The sequence below is a fragment of the Kitasatospora sp. NPDC056184 genome, assembly GCF_042268405.1.
Lineage (GTDB): Bacteria > Actinomycetota > Actinomycetes > Streptomycetales > Streptomycetaceae > Kitasatospora.
In genome coordinates this window covers 152,383-174,035 of the sequence record NZ_JBHJUI010000016.1, presented here as the reverse complement: position 1 = coordinate 174,035, position 21,653 = coordinate 152,383, and the positions used below count along the sequence as shown (strand labels likewise).

Annotated in this window: 13 protein-coding genes and 1 pseudogene; all 14 read right to left on the bottom strand. The window is 73.3% G+C overall.

The annotated features are described in order from the left end of the window. Positions 1–105: 105 nt before the first annotated feature. The 14 genes and pseudogenes from ACFC0B_RS28360 to ligA all read right to left on the bottom strand — a co-directional run bounded on the left by ACFC0B_RS28360 (position 106) and on the right by ligA (position 21,630). Entirely contained in the window at positions 106–267 is a 162-nt protein-coding gene (locus ACFC0B_RS28360) for a hypothetical protein (RefSeq protein WP_376091691.1), read from the bottom strand. A 313-nt stretch (positions 268–580) separates the two neighbouring features. Then, positions 581–2,164 carry a phosphoglycerate dehydrogenase gene (gene serA, locus ACFC0B_RS28355; protein WP_376091688.1) on the bottom strand — a complete coding sequence of 528 codons (1,584 nt, stop codon included), beginning with the start codon at positions 2,162–2,164 and terminating at the stop codon, positions 581–583. Between the two features lie 243 nt (positions 2,165–2,407). Beyond that, positions 2,408–3,406 (bottom strand): ketol-acid reductoisomerase, encoded by a 999-nt coding sequence (gene ilvC, locus ACFC0B_RS28350; RefSeq protein ID WP_350550163.1) that lies wholly within the window; start codon positions 3,404–3,406, stop codon positions 2,408–2,410. Positions 3,407–3,569: 163 nt separating this feature from the next. Further along, a complete protein-coding gene (gene ilvN / locus ACFC0B_RS28345; RefSeq protein WP_218202005.1) occupies positions 3,570–4,094 on the bottom strand; it encodes an acetolactate synthase small subunit in 525 nt (174 codons plus the stop codon). A gap of 35 nt (positions 4,095–4,129) precedes the next feature. Then, positions 4,130–5,983, bottom strand: a complete 1,854-nt coding sequence (locus ACFC0B_RS28340) for an acetolactate synthase large subunit (RefSeq protein WP_376091683.1) — start codon at positions 5,981–5,983, stop codon at positions 4,130–4,132. A 309-nt stretch (positions 5,984–6,292) separates the two neighbouring features. Then, positions 6,293–9,229: a putative bifunctional diguanylate cyclase/phosphodiesterase gene (locus ACFC0B_RS28335; protein ID WP_376091732.1), complete on the bottom strand. Its 2,937-nt coding sequence runs from the start codon at positions 9,227–9,229 to the stop codon at positions 6,293–6,295. A gap of 606 nt (positions 9,230–9,835) precedes the next feature. Further along, positions 9,836–12,871 carry an AAA family ATPase gene (locus ACFC0B_RS28330; RefSeq protein ID WP_376091680.1) on the bottom strand — a complete coding sequence of 1,012 codons (3,036 nt, stop codon included), beginning with the start codon at positions 12,869–12,871 and terminating at the stop codon, positions 9,836–9,838. A 131-nt stretch (positions 12,872–13,002) separates the two neighbouring features. Next, a complete protein-coding gene (locus tag ACFC0B_RS28325; RefSeq protein ID WP_376091677.1) occupies positions 13,003–13,164 on the bottom strand; it encodes a hypothetical protein in 162 nt (53 codons plus the stop codon). A gap of 224 nt (positions 13,165–13,388) precedes the next feature. Beyond that, entirely contained in the window at positions 13,389–14,897 is a 1,509-nt protein-coding gene (gene gatB / locus ACFC0B_RS28320; RefSeq protein ID WP_376091674.1) for an Asp-tRNA(Asn)/Glu-tRNA(Gln) amidotransferase subunit GatB, read from the bottom strand. A 75-nt stretch (positions 14,898–14,972) separates the two neighbouring features. After that, positions 14,973–15,224, bottom strand: a complete 252-nt coding sequence (locus ACFC0B_RS28315) for a hypothetical protein (protein ID WP_376091729.1) — start codon at positions 15,222–15,224, stop codon at positions 14,973–14,975. Between the two features lie 5 nt (positions 15,225–15,229). After that, on the bottom strand, positions 15,230–16,723 hold the full coding sequence (gene gatA / locus ACFC0B_RS28310) for an Asp-tRNA(Asn)/Glu-tRNA(Gln) amidotransferase subunit GatA (protein WP_376091671.1): 1,494 nt from the start codon (positions 16,721–16,723) through the stop codon (positions 15,230–15,232). A 5-nt stretch (positions 16,724–16,728) separates the two neighbouring features. Next, positions 16,729–17,025 carry an Asp-tRNA(Asn)/Glu-tRNA(Gln) amidotransferase subunit GatC gene (gene gatC / locus ACFC0B_RS28305; protein ID WP_376091668.1) on the bottom strand — a complete coding sequence of 99 codons (297 nt, stop codon included), beginning with the start codon at positions 17,023–17,025 and terminating at the stop codon, positions 16,729–16,731. Between the two features lie 189 nt (positions 17,026–17,214). Beyond that, positions 17,215–18,870: pseudogene (locus tag ACFC0B_RS28300) on the bottom strand (putative bifunctional diguanylate cyclase/phosphodiesterase); the annotation flags it as partial. Between the two features lie 375 nt (positions 18,871–19,245). Further along, entirely contained in the window at positions 19,246–21,630 is a 2,385-nt protein-coding gene (gene ligA, locus ACFC0B_RS28295) for an NAD-dependent DNA ligase LigA (RefSeq protein ID WP_376091726.1), read from the bottom strand. Positions 21,631–21,653 lie beyond the last annotated feature (23 nt).

Genomic DNA, 21,653 nt, shown 5'->3' with positions numbered 1-21,653 from the left:
TCCCCCGAACGGTGGCAAGTTGCACCCCTTGGAGTGACATCCCGTCGGCCCGTTCGGCCCATTCGGCGGATGAACGCCGACGGGTCCGGACCGACCGGAGCGGCGTCAGTGGTGGCCGGTCGCGCCGCCGTTGTCGCGGCGGTCCAGCGCGCGCTGGAGCGCGGCGGCGGCGAAGGGGTTCGGCTCGGCGGCCCGGCGGCGCCGCGGGACGCGGGTCTGCGGGGCGGCGGGGGCGGAAGCGGCGCGGCGGTCGACGGTCGAGGGCATACCGGGGCTCCTTGGTTCGATACGCGCCGTCGGGGACGGACGCGGCGGAGGGGAGGAGGGGGGTACACCGGGCGGGGATCACCTGCCCATCGGGCGTACACACGCGCACGGGCCGCACTCCCTGGCTACAGGGGCGGCGCACCGTACGGCTTCCACCACCGTACGGCTCCGGCCCGGCGGTGTCTGCACGAATACTTGGATTTCCTACTATCTGAGACGGCCGTCACCCGGAGGAACGCACCAGGGCCCGGACCGCCGTGCGTACGGCGGTCCGGGCCCTGGTGCGAGGGTGCCGCGGGGTGCGGCGCGGGGCTCAGGCGCCCAGGTCGACCGAGCGCGCGAAGCGGGCGCCGATCTCGGCGGCGATGGCCGACAGCACCTCCTGCGGGATCTCGCTGTCCACGGTGAGGGAGGCCAGCGCGCCGCTGCCGTCGCGGGCGACCTGCATGCCGGCGATGTTGATGCCGGCGTCGCCGAGGTGGCGGCCGAGGACGCCGACCACGCCCGGGCGGTCCTCGTACTTGAAGAAGGCCATGTGGTCGGTGAGCGCCACGTCCACGTCGAAGGCGTCCACGCCGACGATCTTCTGGACCTGCTTGGGGCCGGCCAGCGTGCCGGAGATGGCGATCTCCTCGCCGTTCGCGAGGGTGCCGCGCACGGTGATGACGTTGCGGTGCTCGGGGCTCTCGCTGGAGGTGGTCAGCCGCACCTCGACGCCGCGCTCCTGGGCGAACAGCGGGGCGTTGACGTAGGACACCGTCTCCGCCACGACGTCCTCGAACACGCCCTTGAGGGCCGACAGTTCGAGCACCTTGACGTCGTGCTGGGTGATCTCGCCGCGCACCTCGACGTCGAGCCGGACGGCCACCTCGCCGGCCAGCGCGGTGAAGATCCGGCCGAGCTTCTCGGCCAGCGGCAGGCCCGGGCGGACGTCCTCGGCGATCACGCCGCCCTGGACGTTGACCGCGTCCGGCACCAGCTCGCCGGCCAGCGCCAGGCGCACCGACCTGGCGACGGCGATGCCGGCCTTCTCCTGGGCCTCGTCGGTCGAGGCGCCCAGGTGCGGGGTGGCCACCACGTTGTCGAGCGCGAACAGCGGGGAGTCGGTGCACGGCTCCTTGGCGTACACGTCCAGGCCGGCGCCGGCCACCCGGCCGTCGAGCAGGGCGCTGAGCAGCGCCTCCTCGTCGACGATGCCGCCGCGGGCGGCGTTGACGATCCGCACGGTCGGCTTGACCTTGTGCAGCGCCTCGTCGCCGATCAGGCCGATGGTCTCCGGGGTCTTCGGGAGGTGGACGGTGATGAAGTCCGAGACCTCCAGCAGCTCCTCCAGCGAGACCAGCTTGACGCCCATCTGGGCGGCGCGGGCGGCCTGGATGTAGGGGTCGTACGCGACGATCTTCATCCCGAACGCGGACATCCGCTGGGCGACCAGGACGCCGATCCGGCCGAGGCCGACGACGCCGAGGACCTTCTCGCTCAGCTCCACGCCGGTGTACTTGTTGCGCTTCCACTCGCCGCCCTTGAGCGCGGCGTTGGCCGGCGCGATGTTGCGGGCGACGGAGATCAGCAGGCCGCAGGCGAGCTCGGCGGCGGTGACGATGTTGGAGGTCGGCGCGTTCACGACCATGACGCCGGCCTTGGTGGCGGCGGAGACGTCCACGTTGTCGAGGCCGACGCCGGCCCGGGCGACGACCTTGAGCTTGCGGGCGGCGGCCAGCGCCTCGGCGTCGACCTTGGTGGCGGAGCGGATCAGGACGGCGTCGACGTCGGCGATCGCGGTCAGCAGCTCGGTGCGGTCCGCACCGTTGCAGTGGCGGATCTCGAAGTCGGGGCCAAGGGCGTCGACCGTGGCGGGCGAGAGCTCTTCGGCGATCAGAACTACGGATTTGCTCACGACAGTGTTGTCCTTAACTGTCCGGTTCCCCCGGGCGCGAAGGTGGCGTGGAGGGCGGGGGAAGGTGGCATGCCGCGTAGGTAGACGCACGACGCTGTGGGCCTGACGCGCACTCGGAAGTGTATCGACGGGCTGGGTACCCGGCTGCTCCCGTCCGGCGAAATCACCCGGACGGGAGCAGCCTAGTTGTACAAGGGCGTTACAAAATCGAGAGGGTCCGATTCAGCGTGCGCCCGGGATGGCTCAGGCCTCTTCCTTGACCCAGCTCATCAGCTTGCGCAGCTTCTTGCCGGTGGTCTCCAGCAGGTGGTCCTCGTCGGCCTTCTTGTACTCGTTGTACTTGGGCAGACCGGCCTTGTACTCGGCGATCCAGGTGTTGGCGAAGGTGCCGTCCTGGATCTCGGCGAGGACCTTCTTCATCTCGGCCTTGGTGGCGTCGGTGATGATCCGCGGGCCGGTGACGTAGTCGCCCCACTCGGCGGTCTCGGAGACCGACCAGCGCATCTTCTCCAGGCCGCCCTCGTACATCAGGTCGACGATGAGCTTCAGCTCGTGCAGGCACTCGAAGTAGGCGATCTCCGGCTGGTAGCCGGCCTCGACCAGGGTCTCGAAACCGGCCTTGACCAGGGCGGCGGTGCCACCGCAGAGGACGGCCTGCTCGCCGAACAGGTCGGTCTCGGTCTCCTCGGTGAAGGTGGTCTTGATGACGCCGGCCTTGGTGGCGCCCAGGCCCTTGGCGTAGGACAGCGCCAGGTCGAAGGCCTTGCCGGAGGCGTCCTGCTCGACGGCGACGATCGCCGGGACGCCGCGGCCCTCCTCGTACTGGCGGCGGACCAGGTGGCCCGGACCCTTCGGGGCGACCATGCAGACGTCGACGTCGGCCGGCGGCTTGATGAAGCCGAAGCGGATGTTCAGGCCGTGGCCGAAGAACAGGGCGTCGCCGGCCTTCAGGTGCGGGGCGATGTCCGCCTCGTAGACGTCGGCCTGGATCGGGTCCGGGACCAGGATCATGATGACGTCGGCCTCGGCCGCGGCCTCGGCGGGGGTGACCACGCGCAGGCCGGCCTCCTCGGCCTTCTGGCGGGACTTCGACTCCGGCTTCAGGCCGACGCGGACGTCCGCGCCCGAGTCGCGCAGGGACAGCGCGTGGGCGTGGCCCTGGCTGCCGTAGCCGATGACCGCGACCTTGCGGCCCTGGATGATGGACAGGTCGGCGTCGTCTTCGTAGAACAGCTCGGCCACGGGGGCACATCTCCTTGCGAGTGGTTTGCGTGGGTCTGCGTCGGTTCCTACCGTATGCGGACCCGGTGAAGGGGTGGAGCGGGTGCTTCGGAAAAGGGGTGCCGCGCGCCGGCGCGCCGTTGGAAGGGCGGTGGCGGGCGACGGGTGGGCGGGACGGTAGCGGCTAGGCGCTGCGGTCGAGGGCGCGCAGCGAGCGGTCCGTGATCGAACGGGCGCCGCGTCCGATGGCGACCAGGCCGGACTGGACCAACTCCTTGATGCCGTAAGGCTCCAGCATCCGGAGCATGGCCTCCAGCTTGTCCGAGCTTCCGGTGGCCTCGATGGTCACCGCGTCCGGGGACACGTCGACCGTCTTGGCGCGGAACAGCTGGACGATCTCGACGATCTGCGACCGGGTCTCGTTGTCGGCGCGGACCTTCACCAGGACCAGTTCCCGCTGGATCGCAGCGGCCTGGTCGAGTTCGACGATCTTTATCACGTTGACGAGCTTGTTGAGCTGCTTGGTGACCTGTTCCAGCGGGAGGTCCTCGACGTTGACCACGATGGTCATCCGGGACACGTCCGGATGCTCGGTGGGGCCGACGGCGAGGGAGTCGATGTTGAAGCCCCGACGGGAGAACAGCGCGGCGATCCGGGCGAGCACGCCGGGCTTGTTCTCGACCAGGACGGACAGGGTGTGCTTGGACATGGGTCGTGGGTTCCCTTGGTCGTTCCGGAAGGGGCTCAGTCGAGGTCGTCGCCGAAGTCGGGGCGCACCCCGCGGGCGAACTGGATCTCGTCGTTGCTGGTGCCGGCCGCGACCATCGGCCAGACCATGGCGTCCTGGTGGACGATGAAGTCGATGACCACCGGGCGGTCGTTGATCTCCATCGCCCGCTCGATCACCGCGTCGAGGTCCTCGGGGCGCTCGCAGCGCAGGCCGACGCAGCCCATCGCCTCGGCGAGCAGGACGAAGTCGGGGATCCGGGTGCCCTGGGCGGGCGGCTCGATACCGTCGTGGCCGGGGCCGGAGTGCAGCACGGTGTTGGAGTAGCGCTGGTTGTAGAACAGCGTCTGCCACTGCCGGACCATGCCCAGCGAGCCGTTGTTGATGACCGCGACCTTGATCGGGATGCCGTTCAGGGCGCAGGTGACCAGCTCCTGGTTGGTCATCTGGAAGCAGCCGTCGCCGTCGATCGCCCAGACCGCCGCCTCCGGGCGGCCCGCCTTGGCGCCCATCGCGGCCGGCACGGCGTAGCCCATGGTCCCGGCGCCGCCGGAGTTGAGCCAGGTGCCCGGCTTCTCGAACCGGATGAACTGCGAGCTCCACATCTGGTGCTGGCCGACGCCCGCCGCGTAGATGGCGTCCGGGCCGACCAGCCGGCCGATCCGCTCGATGACCTGCTGCGGGGAGAGCTCGCCGCCCGCCGCGGGCTCGTAGCCCAGCGGGTAGGTGCGCTTCCACTCGTCGAGCCGCTCCCACCAGTCGCCGTAGTCGCCCTTGTGGCCGGCGTCGAACTCGGCCTGGACGGCGACGATGAGGTCGGCCAACACCTCGCGGGCGTCGCCGACGATCGGCACGTCGGCCGGGCGGTTCTTGCCGATCTCGGCCGGGTCGATGTCGGCGTGGACGACCTTGGCGTACGGCGCGAAGCTGTCCAGCTTGCCGGTGACCCGGTCGTCGAAGCGGGCGCCGAGGGTGAAGAGCAGGTCCGCCTTCTGCAGCGCGGTGACGGCCGGGACGGAGCCGTGCATGCCGGGCATGCCCAGGTGCTGCGGGTGGCTGTCCGGGAACGCGCCGAGCGCCATCAGGGTGGTGACGACCGGGGCGCCGGTCAGCTCGGCGAGGATCCGCAGCTCGGCGGTGGCACCGGCCTTGATGACGCCGCCGCCGACGTACAGGACCGGGCGCTTGGCGGTCACCAGCATCTTCGCGGCCTCGCGGATCTGCTTGGCGTGCGGCTTGGTGACCGGGCGGTAGCCGGGCAGCGAGGTCTCGACCGGCCAGCGGAACGTGGTGGTGGCCTGCAGCGCGTCCTTGGCGATGTCGACCAGGACCGGGCCGGGGCGGCCGGTGGCGGCGATGTGGAACGCCTCGGCGATCACCCGGGGGATCTCGGCCGGGTCGGTGACCAGGTAGTTGTGCTTGGTGATCGGCATGGTGATGCCGCAGATGTCCGCCTCCTGGAAGGCGTCCGTGCCGATCGCCTGGGAGGAGACCTGGCCGGTGATCGCGACGATCGGCACCGAGTCCATGTAGGCGTCGGCGATCGGGGTGACCAGGTTGGTGGCGCCCGGGCCGGAGGTCGCCATGCAGACGCCGACCCGACCGGTGGCCTGCGCGTACCCGGTGGCGGCGTGGCCGGCGCCCTGCTCGTGGCGGACAAGGATGTGGCGCACCTTGGTGGAGTCCATCAGCGGGTCGTACGCGGGAAGGATGGCCCCGCCGGGGATGCCGAAGACGGTGTCCGCACCGACGGCCTCCAGCGAGCGGATGAGCGACTGGGCGCCGGTCATGGTCTCGACGACGTGCTGCGGAGCGGGAGCGTGGGCGGCCGGGGTGTCCCCGCGGCGGGGGGCTGCGGCGTGCTCAGTCATCTGCCTGTCTCTTCTCGGTTCTGGCCGGCCCGGTGGTTGCGGGCCCCGGGGGTCGAGGGAGGGGGTCCCGCTTGCGGGCCGATCGCCGGCTCTGCCCCAATCGTCCCTTTCGAGGGGCTGCGGGGCCAGGGGTCTTGCTGTGGTGGAACGGCGTCGGTGCAACAAAAAACCCCTCGTGCCCAAGGGCATGCGAGGGGTGGCGCGTCGGTCTGTCACGAGCAGGGCATGGCCCGCTCAGCCGACGCGCCCGCCAAGTACGAGAATTCGGGTGCGCATGGCAATGACCTTCCTCCCGTCAAGGCCCGACTGTCAAGCAGGTGGGACGGCGGTCTCGCCATGCGGACCTGCTCCCGGACCTGGCACGGACTGGTGTTCGGGCAGGTCGGAGGGGCTGTGGTGAGCCACGACACACCCCGGGCCGCCCTCGCCGAGGCCGCCCGGCCGCGGGTCCGCGACCAGGTACGCCCGCCGGGCCGGCGGCGCCCCGGGCGGGCGCGGCACCGGGTAGGAGCGGCGGGCCAGCGCGCGCCGCAGCCGGGTCTCGTCCAGCGGCGCGGAGAAGGCCGAGCCCTGCACCTGGCGGCAGCCCAACTCCTGCAGCACGGCCACCTGGCGGGGCAGGTCGACGCCCTCGGCGCCGGTCACCAGGCCGAGGTCCCGGCCGAGCCGCAGGGCGTGCCCGGCGAGCGTGCGGGCGAGCGCGGACTCGCCCAGGTCGTGCACCAGCGAGCGGTCCAGCTTGAGGCCGTCCAGGGGCAGCCGGACGAGCGCGCCGAGCGAGCCGCCGCCGGCCCCGAAGCCGGCCAGCGCAGTGGAGACGCCGAGCCGGCGCAGCGCGGCGAGCCGGCGGCCCAGCTCGTCGGCCAGCTCGTCCGGGCCGGTCCGGGCCACCTCGACGATCAGCTGGCCGCCGGGCAGCCCGCTGTCGCGCAGCGCGGCGGCCACCGTCTCGTACAGGCCGGGGGCGCAGAGCCGTTCGGCGGAGAGCCGGACCGACACCGGGACCGGCGGCGGGACGGGGCGGCCGCGGGCGGGCAGGCCGCGCCGCAGCGCGGCGGCGGTGACCGCCTCGCGGACCAGCCAGCGGGAGAACCGGGCGGCGGCGTCGCCGTGTTCGGTGGAGCGCAGGAACTCGGCGGGGGTGAGCAGCAGACCCTGCGCGGAGCGCCAGCGGGCCTGCGCCTCGACGGCGGTGACCGCGCCGCTCGCGAGGTCCACCACGGGCTGGTGGAGCAGGGCGAAGCCGCCCTCCCGGACGGCCGCCCGGAGCCGTTCGTCCAGCTCGGTGCGGCGCTCCAGGTCGGCGCGCATGGCCGGGGTGTAGAGCATCACCCGGCCCTTGCCCTCGGACTTGGCGCGGTACATCGCGAGGTCGGCGTTGCGCATCAGCTCGTCGGCGGCGGCGCGCGGGTCGGCGGCCGGGCCGCGTTCGGGGCTGCCGAAGGCGATGCCGATGCTGGCGGCGACGCTGAGTTCGGTGCCGCCGATCCAGTACGGCTCGGAGAGCGCGGTGCGCAGCCGATCGGCGAGCTCCTGGACCTGGAGGCGGCCGAGCGGGCCGCAGACCAGGGCGGCGAACTCGTCGCCGCCGAAGCGGGCGACGGTGTCCCCGCAGCGGACGGCGCCCTGGAGCCGTCGGGCGGCCTGGACGAGCAGTTCGTCGCCGACCTGGTGGCCGGCGGTGTCGTTGACCGCCTTGAAGCCGTCCAGGTCGAGGAAGAGCACGGCGACCCCGGCACCGGCCTCGTCCTGCGGTCCGCGGGCGGCCAGCGCGGTGCGCAGCCGCTGGGTGAACAGCGCCCGGTTGGGCAGGTCGGTGAGCGGGTCGTGGAACGCGTTGTGCTGCAACTGGGCCTGGAGCATGACCCGTTCGGTGACGTCGCGGCTGTTCAGGATGAGCCCGTCGCGGTACCGGTCGACGGTCGACTCGACGTGCAGCCACTCGCCGCCGCCGGAGCCGATCCGGCACTCCACCCGGGCCGCGGGCAGCGGTTCGCCGCCCGGGTCGCGGTGGGCGGCGAGCCGGCCGCGGGCCAGGAAGCGGCGGACCTCCAGCAGCACCCGGTCGACGTCCTCGGGGTGGATGAGGTCGAGCAGGTTGCCGCCGACCAGCTCCTCCGGGTCGCGCCCGTAGACGCCGAGCGCGGCCGGGGAGACGTAGGACAGCACGCCGTTGGCGCCGGCGATCATGATGACGTCGCTGGAGCCCTGCACCAGGGAGCGGAAGTGCGCCTCCTTGTGGGCGAGTTCCTGCGCCAGCGAGAGGTTGTCGAGCAGCATGATGCCCTGCCGCAGGATCAGCGCCAGGCCGACGGTGCAGGCGGCCGAGGCCACCACCCGGTCCAGCGAGCGCCCGCCGAGGGCGTTGTAGAGGATCCCGGCGGTGCAGACGGCGGCGGCGGCGTACGGGGTGAGCGCGCTGAAGGTGGTGGCGACCCGGCGGCGCGGCAGGCCGCCGAGCGCGGGGTGCTCGCGCAGCGGGCGGCGCCAGCGCGGGGACCACGGCGCCCAGGCGAGCAGCAGGCTGCCGGCGAACCAGCCGGCGTCCAGCAGCTCGCCGGAGTGGTAGCTGCTGCGCAGTTCGGGCGAGGTGAACAGGGCGTCGCAGAGCACGGTGACGGCGAGGCCGACCATGGCGGTGTGGACGGCGGCCCGGTTGCCGTCCCGGCCGCCGAAGCGCAGGCCGACGACCAGCGAGACGAGCAGGATGTCCAGCACCGGGTAGGCCAGGTTGAGGGCCAGCCGCAGCGGGGATCCGGCCTCGCCGGCGGCGGTGCGGCCGAGCGCGAGGCTCCAGCTGAGGGTGAACAGCGAGCCGGCCACCAGCCAGCCGTCGAGCAGCAGGCAGAGCCAGCCGGCGGCGGTGCGCGGGCGCTGGGCCAGCACCAGGACGCCGGTGATGGCGAGCGGGGCGAACAGCAGGAAGGCGTACTCGGCGAGCGAGTTCGGCGGCAGCGGGGTGCGTTCGACCAGCTCGTACCAGCCCCAGGTGCCGTTGCCGAAGGCGACCATGAGCGAGGAGAGGCCGAACAGCAGCCAGGCCGGGCGGGCGTGGCCGCCGACCGTGCAGCCGTACGCGAGGCAGGAGAGCGCGGCGGCGAGGGCGGCCGCGGCGAGGCCGAAGTCGCCCATGAAGACGGCGATCTGGCGCGAGCCCCAGCCGAGCGCCGCGCCGAGGGCGTAGGCGAGGCAGAGCACGCCGAGGACGGCTCCGGGCAGCTTGCGGCTGCGGAGCGCCCGGCGCAGCGGCCCGGGTCCGCCACCCCCGGGCGCCGGCCGCGAGGGCGCGCGGAGGGCGTGCCGGGACGCGCCGCGCGGGGACCGGCCCGGCGGGGGCGGGACCACGGCGGGCGGACCGGTCACGGGGGGCGGGCCGTCGGCGAACAGGTCGATCTCCGGCGCCTCCGGCCGTCCGGCTCCGGGCAGCACCGCGTCGGTGGAGCTCACTCGGTCTCTCCCCCTCCGGCCCGGGGCCTCGTGCCCCGGCCACGGACCACCGGCCGCGCGCCTGGTGGCCGTGCGCGGCGACCTGGCGCCCCGTCAGGGCGGTGGCCCAGGGGGCGGGGGGCCTGCCGGCCGTCCCGCCACACCGATGTTCCCGTTCGGGACCCTACACCACTTCGGTCACTCAATGACACGCACACTCAACTTAGAGTAATGGTCCAGGGGTGGGGAATTGCGCCCGATTCCACCGGAACGGGCCGGTTGGCGGGGGCGCACGGAGGGGGGCTCACGCGGCGCGCACGGGAGCACGGGACGGCGCCCGGGCGGCACCGGCCGGGCCGGGGCGGGCTGGGCGACCCGGCCGGCGCCGCCCGGCGGGCGGACGGGCGGCGGGCCGACGGCGGCCGGTCAGCGGCCGGCGGGGGCCAGATCCTCGGGGAACAGCCGCAAGCGGTGGGCCAGCGCGGCGGCTTCGCCCCGGCCGGCCACCGCGAGCTTGCCCAGGATGTTGGAGACGTGCACGCTCGCCGTCTTCGGCGAGATGTACAGTTCCTCGGCGATCTGCCGGTTGGTGCGCCCCCGCGCGAGCAATCGGAGCACGTCCCGCTCACGGGGGGTGAGGCCGAAGGACTCCCCGGCCGGCGGCGCCGCGACGGGTGCCGGACGGCCCGGCACGACCGCCAGGCCCGCCCGCTCGGCCAGCGCGTCGATCTCCGCACGCAGCCCGGCGTCCCCCCGGGCGGACGCCAGTTCCCTTGCCTCCCGCAGCAGTTCGGCCCCGGCCTCGCGGCGCCCGGCCAGCACCTCGGCCTCGCCGGCCCGCAGCAGGGCGAGCGAGAGCGGGTACGGCAGCCCGGTCGGGCGCAGCCGCTCCACCGCGGCGGCCCAGTGCGCCGGGGTGTCCGCCCCCTCGGCCCGGGCCAGCTCGCCCTCCAGCAGCCGGGCCCAGCCGTGGTGCAGCGGCGCCGTCGGGGTCAGCCCGGCCGCCACCTCGACGATCCGGGCCAGCACCGCGGCCCGGCCCTCCGCGGCCTCCGGCAGGCCCCGACTGTCCGCCTCGACGCCCGCGCCGTCGACCAGCAGCGGGAAGAAGTCGGCCAGGTAGCCGCAGGGGAAGTCCCCCGCCAGGGCGGCCAGCAGCTCGGCCCGGGCCTCCAGCGGACGGCCCGCCAGGGCGGCGACGCGCACCGCGAGCCGGCTGATCGGCACCGAGTGCTGGATCTGGCCGACCCGGTTGGCCGCCCGGGCCTGGGCGAGCAGCGCGGCGGCGCCGGCCAGGTCGCCGCGCAGCAGCGCCAGCTCGCCGCGCAGCCGGTCCAGGTACTCGGCGTGGGTGCCGGTCGGACTGGTCAGGTCCCCCTCGGCGAGCACCAGTTCGGCCTCGTCGATCCGCCCGAGGTCCACCAGCGCCTCGGCGAGGTTCCCGGTCAGGATGGTGCCGATGTTGCGCTGCAGGCCGTTGCGGCGGGCCGAGTCCAGGCCCTCGCGGGCCAGCGCCGCGGCCTGCTCGGCCCGGCCGAGGCCGCGCAGCAGCGAGGAGAGGTTGTTGAGGCCGCGCAGCAGCAGGTCCGGCGCGCCCAGCCGGCGGCTGGCCTCGACCGCCGCGGTCAGCTGGGCCACCGCCGCCTCCGGGTCGGCGTCCAGGTCGTTGCGCAGCCCGCCGAGCGTCATCAGGGCGTGCTGCTCGACGGCGTGCGCGCCCACCCGGCGGGCGATCCGGGCGGCCCGTTCGGCGAGCTCGACCAGCTCGGGGCGGGGGTTGGAGAGCATGCCGGCGCCGGCGCCGAGCGCGAACACCTCGGCCTGCACGGCGGACGGCGGCAGGTGCTCGACCAGCCGGTGCGCGTAGGCGATCTCCTCCTCGTCGCCGGAGCGGCGCAGATGGCCGAGCATCCGGGCCCGGTTGATCCGGAACCAGGCGGCGCGGGCCGGGTGCTCGGCCTCGTCGACGAGCTTGAGCGCCCGCTTCGCCAGGCTCAGCCCGCGCTCCCGGTCGCCGCTGCGGCGGGCCGCGACCACCGCCTCGGCCAGCACGTCGATCAGGCAGAGCCGGTCGCAGTCCTCGTCGTGGTGGTCGGCGTCGCAGGAGCACGGCGGATAGGTCTCGGCCCAGTCGTACGGGCGCAGGGTGCCGGTCAGCTGCTCGCCGGGCATCTCGTCCCACAGCTCCAGGGCCCGCTCCAGCATGCGCAGTTGCTCGGCGAAGGCGTTGCGGCGGCGGGCCGCGCGGGCGGCGTCCAGCGCGGTCGGCAGCGCGCGGGCCGGGTCGTGCGCGTGGTACCAGTAGTTGGCCAGCCGGGCCGGCCGGACGTCGGCGCCGATCAGCTGCGGCTCGGCCTCCAGGGCCTCGGCGAACCGCCGGTTGATCCGGTGCCGCTCGCCGGGCAGCAGGTCGTCCGAGACGGCCTCGCGGACCAGCGCGTGCCGGAACCGGTAGCCGTCGCCGTCCGGGTCCGGGCGCAGGATGTTGGCGCCGACGGCGGCGCGCAGCGACCCGATCAGCCGCTCCTCGTCCTCCAGCACGGCGGCGAGCAGGGCGTGTTCGACGCAGGAGCCGCCCTCGGCGGCGAGCCGCAGCACCCGCTGGGTCTCCTCGTCCAGCGCCTCGACCCGGACCAGCAGGATGTCCCGCAGGGAGTCGGTGAGCCCGGTCGAACAGCCCTCCCGGAGGGCGGTGGCCAGCTCCTCGACGAAGAACGGATTGCCCTCGGAGCGCCGGTGGACGCGCTCGACCAGCTGCCGGTCGGGCGCGGCGGTGCCGAGGATGCCGGCCAGCTGGGCGGCCACCTCGCCGGGGCCGAAGCGCTCCAGTTCCAGCCGGCGCACCGTGCGCAGCCGCTCCAGCTCGGCCAGGAAGGGCCGCAGCGGGTGGCGGCGGTGCAGGTCGTCGCTGCGGTAGGTGGCGACCAGCAGGACGCGGGACCGGTGCAGGGTGCGGACCAGGTAGGCGAACAGCTCCCGGGTGGAGCGGTCGGACCAGTGCAGGTCCTCGACGGCGAGCACGAAAGTACGGTCCGTGCCGAGTCGCTCGAACAACCGCGCGGTGTGCTCGAACAGCCGGGCCCGGCCGTACTCGTCGTTGGGTTCGCCGTCGACCTCGCCGAAGTCGGGCAGCAGCCGGGCGAGATGGCCCTCCATCCCGGCGGCGGCGCTCTCCAGCTCGACGCCCAGACAGCGGTGCAGCCGGCGCAGCGCGGTGGAGAGCGGCGCGTACGGCAGCCCCTCCGCTCCGACCTCCAGGCAGCCGCCGTCGGTGGTGAGCACGCCCTGGTCGTCGGCCCGGCGCAGGAACTCCTCCAGCAGCCGGGTCTTGCCGACGCCCGCCTCGCCGCCGATCAGCACGGTCTGCGGCTCGCCGCGCCCCGCCCGCCGCAGCGCGTCCGCCAGGTCGGTGAGCTCCGGGTCGCGGCCGACGAAGACGGGACTCACCGAGATCTGCTGCATGGAGGCGAGCATGCCATAAGGGCCCTGCGCGTTCCGAGGGGATATCGCGCCCGGCGAACGCCCGGAGGGGGAGGCGCTCCCCCGTCGCGCCTCCCCCTCCGTTCCCCGCTCGGCACCGCGGTGCCGGTCCGTCAGCATTCGCCGGGACGCACGGTGCGCCGCTGGACGCGCAGGCCGACGCTCGGCCGCCATCCGGTGCGCTTGGCGGTCTTCGCCGCGCGGACCAGGCGCTGGTGCTCGGCCTCGGCCCGGAGTTCGCGTTCCTGCTGCTTGATGAGCTCGTACTCGATCACGGTGGTTCCCCTCGTGGGTTCTTCGTCGCTTCCGTCTGCTGAGTAGAGACTCCTCTCCCAGGGGGGCGACCGGCATCGGCAGGCTTCCGGATCTTCCGGGGCTCGATCGCCTTAGGAACCCTGGCGCCGGGAACGGCAAAGGCCCGGCCCCACCCCTTGTCCGGGGTAAGACCGGGCCTCAGGCGACTAAGTAGGCCTTAGATCGCCTTAGACACCTTGGAAACTCAGGCGGAGACGCCCAGCTTCTCCAGGATCAGATCCTTCACGCGGGCCGCGTCGGCCTGCCCGCGGGTGGCCTTCATGACCGCGCCGACCAGCGCGCCGACCGCCGCGACCTTGCCGTCGCGGATCTTGGCGGCGATCGCCTCGTTCTCGGCGATGGCCTGGTCGACCGCGGCGCCCAGCGCGGAGTCGTCCGAGACGACGGCCAGGCCGCGCTTCTCGACGATCCCGTCCGGCTCGCCCTCGCCGGCCAGCACGCCCTCGATGACCTGGCGGGCCAGCTTGTCGTTCAGCTTGCCCTCGGCGACCAGCGCGGCGACCCGGGCGACCTGCGCCGGGGTGATCGGCTGCTCGGCCAGCTCGGTGCCGGTCTCGTTGGCCCGGCGGGCCAGCTCGCCCATCCACCACTTGCGGGCCTGGTCGGCCGGGGCGCCGGCGGCGATGGTCTCCTGGATCGGCTCGACGGCGCCGGCGTTCAGCACCGACTGCATGTCCTTGTCCGACAGGCCCCACTCGGCCTGCAGCCGGGCCCGGCGCACGCGCGGAAGCTCGGGCAGCGCGGCGCGCAGCTCCTCGACCCACACGCGGGACGGCGCGATCGGCACCAGGTCGGGCTCCGGGAAGTACCGGTAGTCCTCGGCGTTGTCCTTGATCCGGCCGGAGGTGGTGGAGCCGTCCTCCTCGTGGAAGTGCCGGGTCTCCTGGACGATGGTGCCGCCGTCGGTCAGCACCGTGGCGTGCCGCTGGATCTCGAAGCGGGCGGCCCGCTCGACGCTGCGCAGCGAGTTGACGTTCTTGGTCTCCGAGCGGGTGCCGAAGGTCTCGGTGCCGTTCGGGCGCAGCGACAGGTTGACGTCGCAGCGCATCTGGCCCTTGTCCATCCGGGCCTCGGAGACGCCCAGCGACCGGATCAGCTCGCGCAGCTCGGCGACGTACGCGCGGGCGACCTCGGGGGCCCGCTCGCCGGCGCCGGTGATCGGCTTGGTGACGATCTCGATCAGCGGGATGCCGGCCCGGTTGTAGTCCAGCAGCGAGTGGGTGGCGCCGTGGATGCGGCCGGTCGCGCCACCGACGTGGCTGGACTTGCCGGTGTCCTCCTCCATGTGGGCGCGCTCGATCTCCACGCGGAAGGTCGAGCCGTCCTCCAGCTGCACGTCGAGGTAGCCGTTGAAGGCGATCGGCTCGTCGTACTGCGAAGTCTGGAAGTTCTTCGGCATGTCCGGGTAGAAGTAGTTCTTCCGCGCGAACCGGCACCACTCGGCGATCTCGCAGTTCAGCGCCAGGCCGATCTTGACGGCCGACTCCACGCCCACCGCGTTGACCACCGGCAGCGAGCCCGGCAGCCCCAGGCAGGTCGGGCAGACCTGGCTGTTCGGCTCGGCACCCAGCTCGGTCGAACAACCGCAGAACATCTTGGTCTTGGTACCGAGCTCGACGTGGACCTCCAGGCCCATCACCGGGTCGTACGACGCGAGAGCGTCCTCGTAGGAGACCAGGTTCTTGACGCTCACAGCGTCCCCTTCACTCAAAAAGTCTTCGGTGGTGCGGGTCCGGCCGGTACCGCGGTACCGGCCGGACCCCACGGGCTAGCCCAGCAGGACGTCGTCGTCGCCGAGGCGGCGCAGCTCGCGCACCAGCAGGGCGGTGCCGGTGACCAGGGCGGCGGCACCGATCAGGGCGTTGACGAGCTTGAGGGTGTCGCTCTCGTCGCGGGCCTTGCGGACGTCCTTCACGATGGAGATCGCGCCGAACGTGCTGGTCCCGATGGACAGCCACAGCCCGGGCTTCGAGTGCTTCCACCCCTTCAAAGAAGCAGACTGGGCCTTGGCATTCTCGATCTTGCTCACAGTGCCGGTGCCTCCTCCAGCAGGGTGTGCCCCCACTTGTCGTTGAGTGCGGCCTCGACGGCGCCGCCCACGCGGTACAGGCGGTCGTCCGCCATCGCGGGTGCGATGATCTGCAGGCCGACCGGGAGATTGTCCTCCGGGGCCAGACCGCAGGGCAGCGACATGGCCGCGTTGCCCGCCAGGTTGGACGGAATCGTGCAGAGGTCGGCCAGATACATCGCCATCGGGTCGTCGGCGCGCTCGCCGATCGGGAAGGCGGTCGTCGGCGTGGTCGGCGAGACCAGGACGTCCACACCGGCGAAGGCGGCGTCGAAGTCGCGGGAGATCAGCGTGCGCACCTTCTGGGCCGAGCCGTAGTAGGCGTCGTAGTAGCCCGAGGAGAGCGCGTAGGTGCCGAGGATGATGCGGCGCTTGACCTCGGGGCCGAAGCCGGCCTCGCGGGTCAGGGCGGTGACGTCCTCGGCGGAGCGGGTGCCGTCGTCGCCGACCCGCAGGCCGTAGCGCATCGCGTCGAAGCGGGCCAGGTTGGACGAGGCCTCGCTGGGCGCGATCAGGTAGTACGCGGGCAGCGCCAGGGTGAACGACGGGCAGGAGACCTCGACGACCTCGGCGCCCAGCTCGCGCAGCAGCTCCACCGACTCGTTGAAGCGCTGCATGACGCCGGACTGGTAGCCCTCGCCCGCGAACTCCTTCACCACGCCGATCCGCATGCCGCGGACGTCGCGCATCCGGGCGGCCTCGACCACGGCCGGGACCGGCGCGTCGATCGAGGTGGAGTCCAGCGGGTCGTGGCCGGCGATGGCCTCGTGCAGCAGCGCCGCGTCCAGCACGGTGCGGGCGCACGGGCCGCCCTGGTCCAGGCTGCTGGAGAAGGCCACCAGGCCGTAGCGGGAGACCGAGCCGTAGGTCGGCTTCACGCCGACGGTGCCGGTGACCGCGCCGGGCTGGCGGATCGAGCCGCCGGTGTCGGTACCGATCGCCAGCGGGGCCTCGAAGGCGGCCAGCGCGGCCGCCGAACCGCCGCCGGAGCCGCCGGGGATCCGGGAGAGGTCCCACGGGTTGCCGGTGGTGCCGTAGGCCGAGTTCTCGGTGGAGGAGCCCATCGCGAACTCGTCCATGTTGGTCTTGCCGAGGATGACGACGCCGGCGTCCTTGAGCCGCGAGGTCAGGGTGGCGTCGTACGGCGGGATCCAGCCCTCAAGGATCTTCGAGCCGCAGGTGGTCGGCACGCCCTTGGTGGTGAAGACGTCCTTCAGCGCCAGCGGGACACCGGCCAGCGGGCCCAGCTCCTCGCCCCTGGCGCGCTTCTCGTCGACGGCCCGGGCCGCGCCGAGCGCGCCCTCGGTGTCGACGTGCAGGAAGGCGTTGACCTTCTGGTCGACGGCCTCGATGCGGTCCAGGTGCGCCTGCGCGACCTCGACGGCGGACACCTCGCCCTTGGCGATGGCGGTGGCCGTCTCGGCGGCGGTGTAACGGATCAGGTCGGTCATCTCGGTCAGTCCTCCCCGAGGATCTGGGGAACGCGGAAACGCTGCTCCTCGCTGGCCGGGGCGCCGGCCAGCGCCTGCTCCGGGGTGAGCGACGGCCGGACCTCGTCCGCGCGCATGACGTTGGTCAGCGGCAGCGGGTGGGAGGTGGGCGGGACGTCCTGTCCGGCGACCTCGGAAACGCGGGCGACCGCGCCGATGATCACGTCGAGCTGCTCGGCGAAGTGGTCCAGCTCTTCGGCCTGCAACTCAAGACGCGACAGCCGAGCGAGGTGGGCGACCTCCTCGCGCGTGATGCCAGGCATGCAGCGATCCTCAGGGTGAGTTCTGGTGAGGCACGGATCCGCCGTCCGGCGGCCCCGGGCCCGGGCCGGGAGCGGCCTGTCCGGCACTCCCGTCCTCGTGGTCTGTGGCCCCCATCCTAGGGGGCGCGGCCCGGCCACCGGCCAACGACCAGCGGTGGACCCGGGTCACCCCCCGCCGCGCGGCGCCGCTCACTGCGGGCGGGTCGGCGCCCAACGCTGCTGCTGGGGCGCCTGGATCTCCACCGCGGCGGCCTGCACCGCCTGCGCCACCGGCGGCAGCGCGGGCTTGATCACCGGCGGCAGCCGGTCGGCGGAGGCCGCGGCGAGCCGCTCCACCGGCGGGGCTCCGGTGCGGTGCACCCGCAGCCAGGCGGTGGCCTGCTCGGCCGGCAGCGCCGCCGAGACCAGCCAGCCCTGCACCGCGTCCACGCCCATGCAGTTCAGCCGCTCCCAGGTCTCGTCGTCCTCGACGCCCTCGGCGACCACGGTCAGGCCGAGCGAGTGGGCCAGCTCGACCGAGCAGCGGACCACCGCCGCGTCGTGGTCGTCGGCGACCATCCGGGAGACGAAGGAGCGGTCGATCTTCAGCTCGCCGACCGGCAGGCTGCGCAGCCGCACCAGCGAGGAGTGGCCGGTCCCGAAGTCGTCCAGGGACATCCCGACCCCGTAGCCGCGCAGTTCGGCGAGGGTGTCGGCGGCCCGCCGCGAGTCGTCCAGCAGCAGCCGCTCGGTGATCTCCAGCTGGAGCGCGTGGGCCGGCACCTGGTGGCGCACGAGGTGGCCGGCGACCCGCTGGGCGAAACCGGGGTTGAGGACGTCCCGCGGCGAGACGTTCACCGCGACCTGCACCTGCAGGCCCTGCTCGCGCCAGTGGGCGAGCTGCCCGACGGCGGCCTCCAGCACGTAGTCGGTCAGCCGGGGCATCAGGCCGCTGGACTCGGCGAGGCCGACGAACTCGTCCGGCGAGACCCGGCCCTGGCCGGGGCGCTCCCAGCGCAGCAGCGCCTCCAGCCCGACCACCCGGCCGTCGAAGGCGACCTTGGGCTGGTAGTGCAGCTGCACCTCGCCGGTCTCCAGGGCCCGCCGCAGGTCGCCCAGCAGGCCGATCCGGTAGGGGGTGTCGGCGTCCTGCGCCTCGTCGTACTGCTCGACCGAGGTGCGCTCGCGCTGCGCGTGGCCCATCGCGACGTCGGCGCGGCGCAGCAGCGACTCGGCGTCCTGGGCGTGCTGGGGGAAGACGCAGACGCCCGCGCTGGCCTCCAGGACGAGCAGCAGGCCGTCGAGGCGGATCGGCGCGGCCAGTTCGGCGATCAGCGCCTTGGCCACCTTCTCCAGCGAGTCCGGGCAGCCGATGCCGGGCAGCAGCACGGCGAACTCGTCGCCGCCCATCCGGGCCACCATCGGGCGGCCGCGGTAGTGCCGGGGCAGTCCGGCGAAGACGTCGTCGATGGACGAGCGGGTGGCGCTGCCGGCCGCCCCGCCGGAGCGCAGGGCCCGGTGCAGCCGGCGGGCGATGTGGACGAGCAGCCGGTCGCCGGCGGTGTGGCCGAGGGTGTCGTTGAGCGACCGGAAGCGGTCGAGGTCGAGCAGGATCAGACCGACGCTGTACCCCTCGGAGTGCTCGGCGATCGCCTCCTGGGCGGCGATGAGTAACGCCTGGCGGTTGGGCAGGTCGGTCAGGGGGTCGGTGAGCTGGTCGCGCGCCCGGTCCCGGGCGATCCGCCAGGCGGCGACCAGGACGGCCAGCGGCACCGCGAACAGCGGCAGCAGCTCCGCCTCGTAGCGGTAGACCAGCACGGCCAGCGGGATGAGCGGCGCCGCGCCGGCCAGCAGCACGCCGAGCAGCAGGACGGCCCCCGCCACCCCCTGCGGCGGGCGTGTGGGCGCGCCGCCGGTCGTACGATCCATAAGCCCTGTCCTCCGTCGGGCCCGCCCCGTCAGGCCGCCTAGCGGTGAGGCACCGTACCGGTACCGGCAGCCTGCCGGGCATGGGGCGGCCCCGTGGGGCCCGGCTCAGCCGGTGCCCCCACCCCTGCTGACACTCTGTTGCGCTCCAGGGTATGCGCGGCCTCACCCGGCGGGCAGACTTTCGGACAACCGGACATACACCACCGAGCCCCGGTGCCGCGCAGTGACACGATGCCCGATAACACTGTGCGGCACCGGGTGACGTTGCATCAGGACGATAACAAGCCGGATTCGGTGCTTCCGCGCGCGGGGTCAGCCCTCGGCGGGCGCCTCCGCGGGCTGCTCGACGGGCGCCTCGGCCGGTTCCTCGGCGGGCTGCTGCTCCGCCCCGTCCGCGTCCTTCTTCGCGGCGGCCCTCTTCTTCGCCGGCGCCTTCTTCACCGGCTCCTCCGGCGGCTCCGGCGGCAGCCCCAGGTGGACCCGGGCGGCGGCCGGGCCCTGCTCCAGCAGGATCGCGAAGCCCGCGTCGTCCAGGACCGGCAGCCCCAGCTGGACGGCCTTGTCGTACTTGGATCCGGGGTTGTCGCCGGCGACCACGAAGTGGGTCTTCTTCGACACCGAACCGGTCACCTTCGCGCCCCGCGAGGTCAGCGCCTCCTTGGCGCCGTCCCGGGTGTGCCCGGCCAGGGTGCCGGTGACGACCACCGTCAGCCCCTCCAGCGGGCGCTCGCCCTCCTCCTCGGCCGCCTCCTCGGTGAACCGCACGCCGGCGGCGCGCCACTTCTCGACGATCTCCCGGTGCCAGTCCACCTGGTACCACTCGATGATCGACCGCGCGGTGCCCGCGCCGACGCCCTCGGTGGCGGCCAGCCGCTCCTCGCTCGCCGCGAAGATCGCGTCCAGGTCGCGGAACTCCCGGGCGAGGTCCTGGGCGGCCACCGGGCCGACGTGCCGGATCGAGAGGCCGTTGAGGAAGCGCCAGAGCGGACGGTCCTTGGCCTTCTCGATGTTCTCCAGCATCAGCCCGGTGTTCTTCTTCGGCGCACCGGTGGTGGTGGCGAAGAAGAACACCTCCTTCTCCTCGCCGGTCTCGTCGTCGAGCTTCGGCATGCCGGTCTTCTGGTCGCGCACCAGGACCTTGATCGGGAGCAGCTGCTCGACCGTCAGGCCGAAGATGTCGCCCTCGTTGCCCACCGGCGCCTCGGCCGGCTCCAGCGGCTGGGTCAGCGCGGTGGCGGCGACGTAGCCGAGGCCCTCGATGTCCAGCGCCGAGCGACCGCCGAGGAAGGCGATCCGCTCCCGGATCTGGGCCGGGCAGTACCGGGCGTTGGGGCAGCGCAGGTCGATGTCCCCCTCGGCCATCGGCCGCAGCTCGCTGTCGCACTCGGGGCAGTGCGAGGGCATCACGAACGCCTGCTCGGTGCCGTCGCGCAGGTCGTACACCGGGCCCAGGATCTCCGGGATCACGTCGCCGGCCTTGCGCAGCACCACGGTGTCGCCGAGCAGGACGTCCTTGGCCTTGACGATCTCCTGGTTGTGCAGCGTCGCGTACTGCACCATCGAGCCGGCCACCTTCACCGGCTCGGCGAGCACCGCGTACGGGGTGGCCCGGCCGGTGCGGCCGACGCCGACCTTGATCGCGGCCAGCTTCCCGGTGACCTCCTCCGGGGGGTACTTCCAGGCGATCGCCCAGCGCGGGGACTTCGAGGTGGAGCCGAGCCGGCCCTGCAGGGCGATCTCGTCCACCTTGACGACCACGCCGTCGATCTCGTGCTCGACCGAGTGCCGCTGCTCGCCGAAGTGCTCGATGAACGCCCGCACCTCGTCCAGCGTGCCGACCACCCGGTTGTGCCGCGCGGTCGGTAGGCCCCACCCGTGCAGCAGGTCGTAGGCGTGCGACTGGCAGTCGATGTCGAAGCCGGAGCGCGCGCCGATGCCGTGCACCACCATGTGCAGCGGGCGGGAGGCGGTGACGAGCGGGTCCTTCTGGCGCAGCGAGCCGGCGGCGGCGTTGCGCGGGTTCATGAACAGCCGGATCATCGCCCGGGGCCGCTTGCCCTCCTTGGCGCGCTCCTCGTTCTCCACCCGGCGGCGCTCGTTCTCCTCCGCGAAGGAGGCGTTGAGCGCCTCGAAGGCCTCGGTCGGGAAGTAGACCTCGCCGCGGATCTCCACCAGCTCCGGGACGTTGTCGCCCTGGAGCCGGTGCGGGATCTCCTTGATGGTGCGGACGTTGGCGGTGATGTCCTCGCCGACCCGGCCGTCGCCGCGGGTCGCCGCCTGCACCAACTGGCCGTTCTCGTACGTGAGGTTGACGGCCAGGCCGTCCACCTTGAGCTCGCACAGGTAGTGGTAGTCGATCCCGGCCAGCTCGCCGGCGACCCGCTCGGCCCAGGCGGCGAGCTCCTCGTCGTCCATCGCGTTGTCCAGGCTGAGCAGCCGCTCCCGGTGCTCGACCGGGGCGAACAGCAGGGTCGGCGCGCCGCCGACCTTCTGCGAGGGCGACTCCGGGGTGACCAGCGCCGGGTGCTCGGCCTCCAGCCCCTCCAGCTCGCGCATCAGCGCGTCGAACTCGGCGTCGCTGACGACCGGAGCGTCCTGCTCGTAGTAGCGGGCCCGGTGGTCGGTGATCTCGGCCGCCAGCTCGGCGTGCCGCTTGCGCACCTCCGCCGGAACGTCCTCCCAGCCCTCGACAGCCACCACCGCAAGCCCTCCGTCAATCT

Coding starts and splice junctions, on each gene's coding strand:
- ACFC0B_RS28360 (WP_376091691.1), bottom strand. CDS start 267: ATGCCCTCGACCGTCGACCGCCGCGCCGCTTCCGCCCCCGCCGCCCCG.
- ilvN (WP_218202005.1), bottom strand. CDS start 4,094: ATGTCCAAGCACACCCTGTCCGTCCTGGTCGAGAACAAGCCCGGCGTG.
- ACFC0B_RS28340 (WP_376091683.1), bottom strand. CDS start 5,983: ATGACTGAGCACGCCGCAGCCCCCCGCCGCGGGGACACCCCGGCCGCC.
- ACFC0B_RS28330 (WP_376091680.1), bottom strand. CDS start 12,871: ATGCAGCAGATCTCGGTGAGTCCCGTCTTCGTCGGCCGCGACCCGGAG.
- gatA (WP_376091671.1), bottom strand. CDS start 16,723: ATGACCGACCTGATCCGTTACACCGCCGCCGAGACGGCCACCGCCATC.
- gatC (WP_376091668.1), bottom strand. CDS start 17,025: ATGCCTGGCATCACGCGCGAGGAGGTCGCCCACCTCGCTCGGCTGTCG.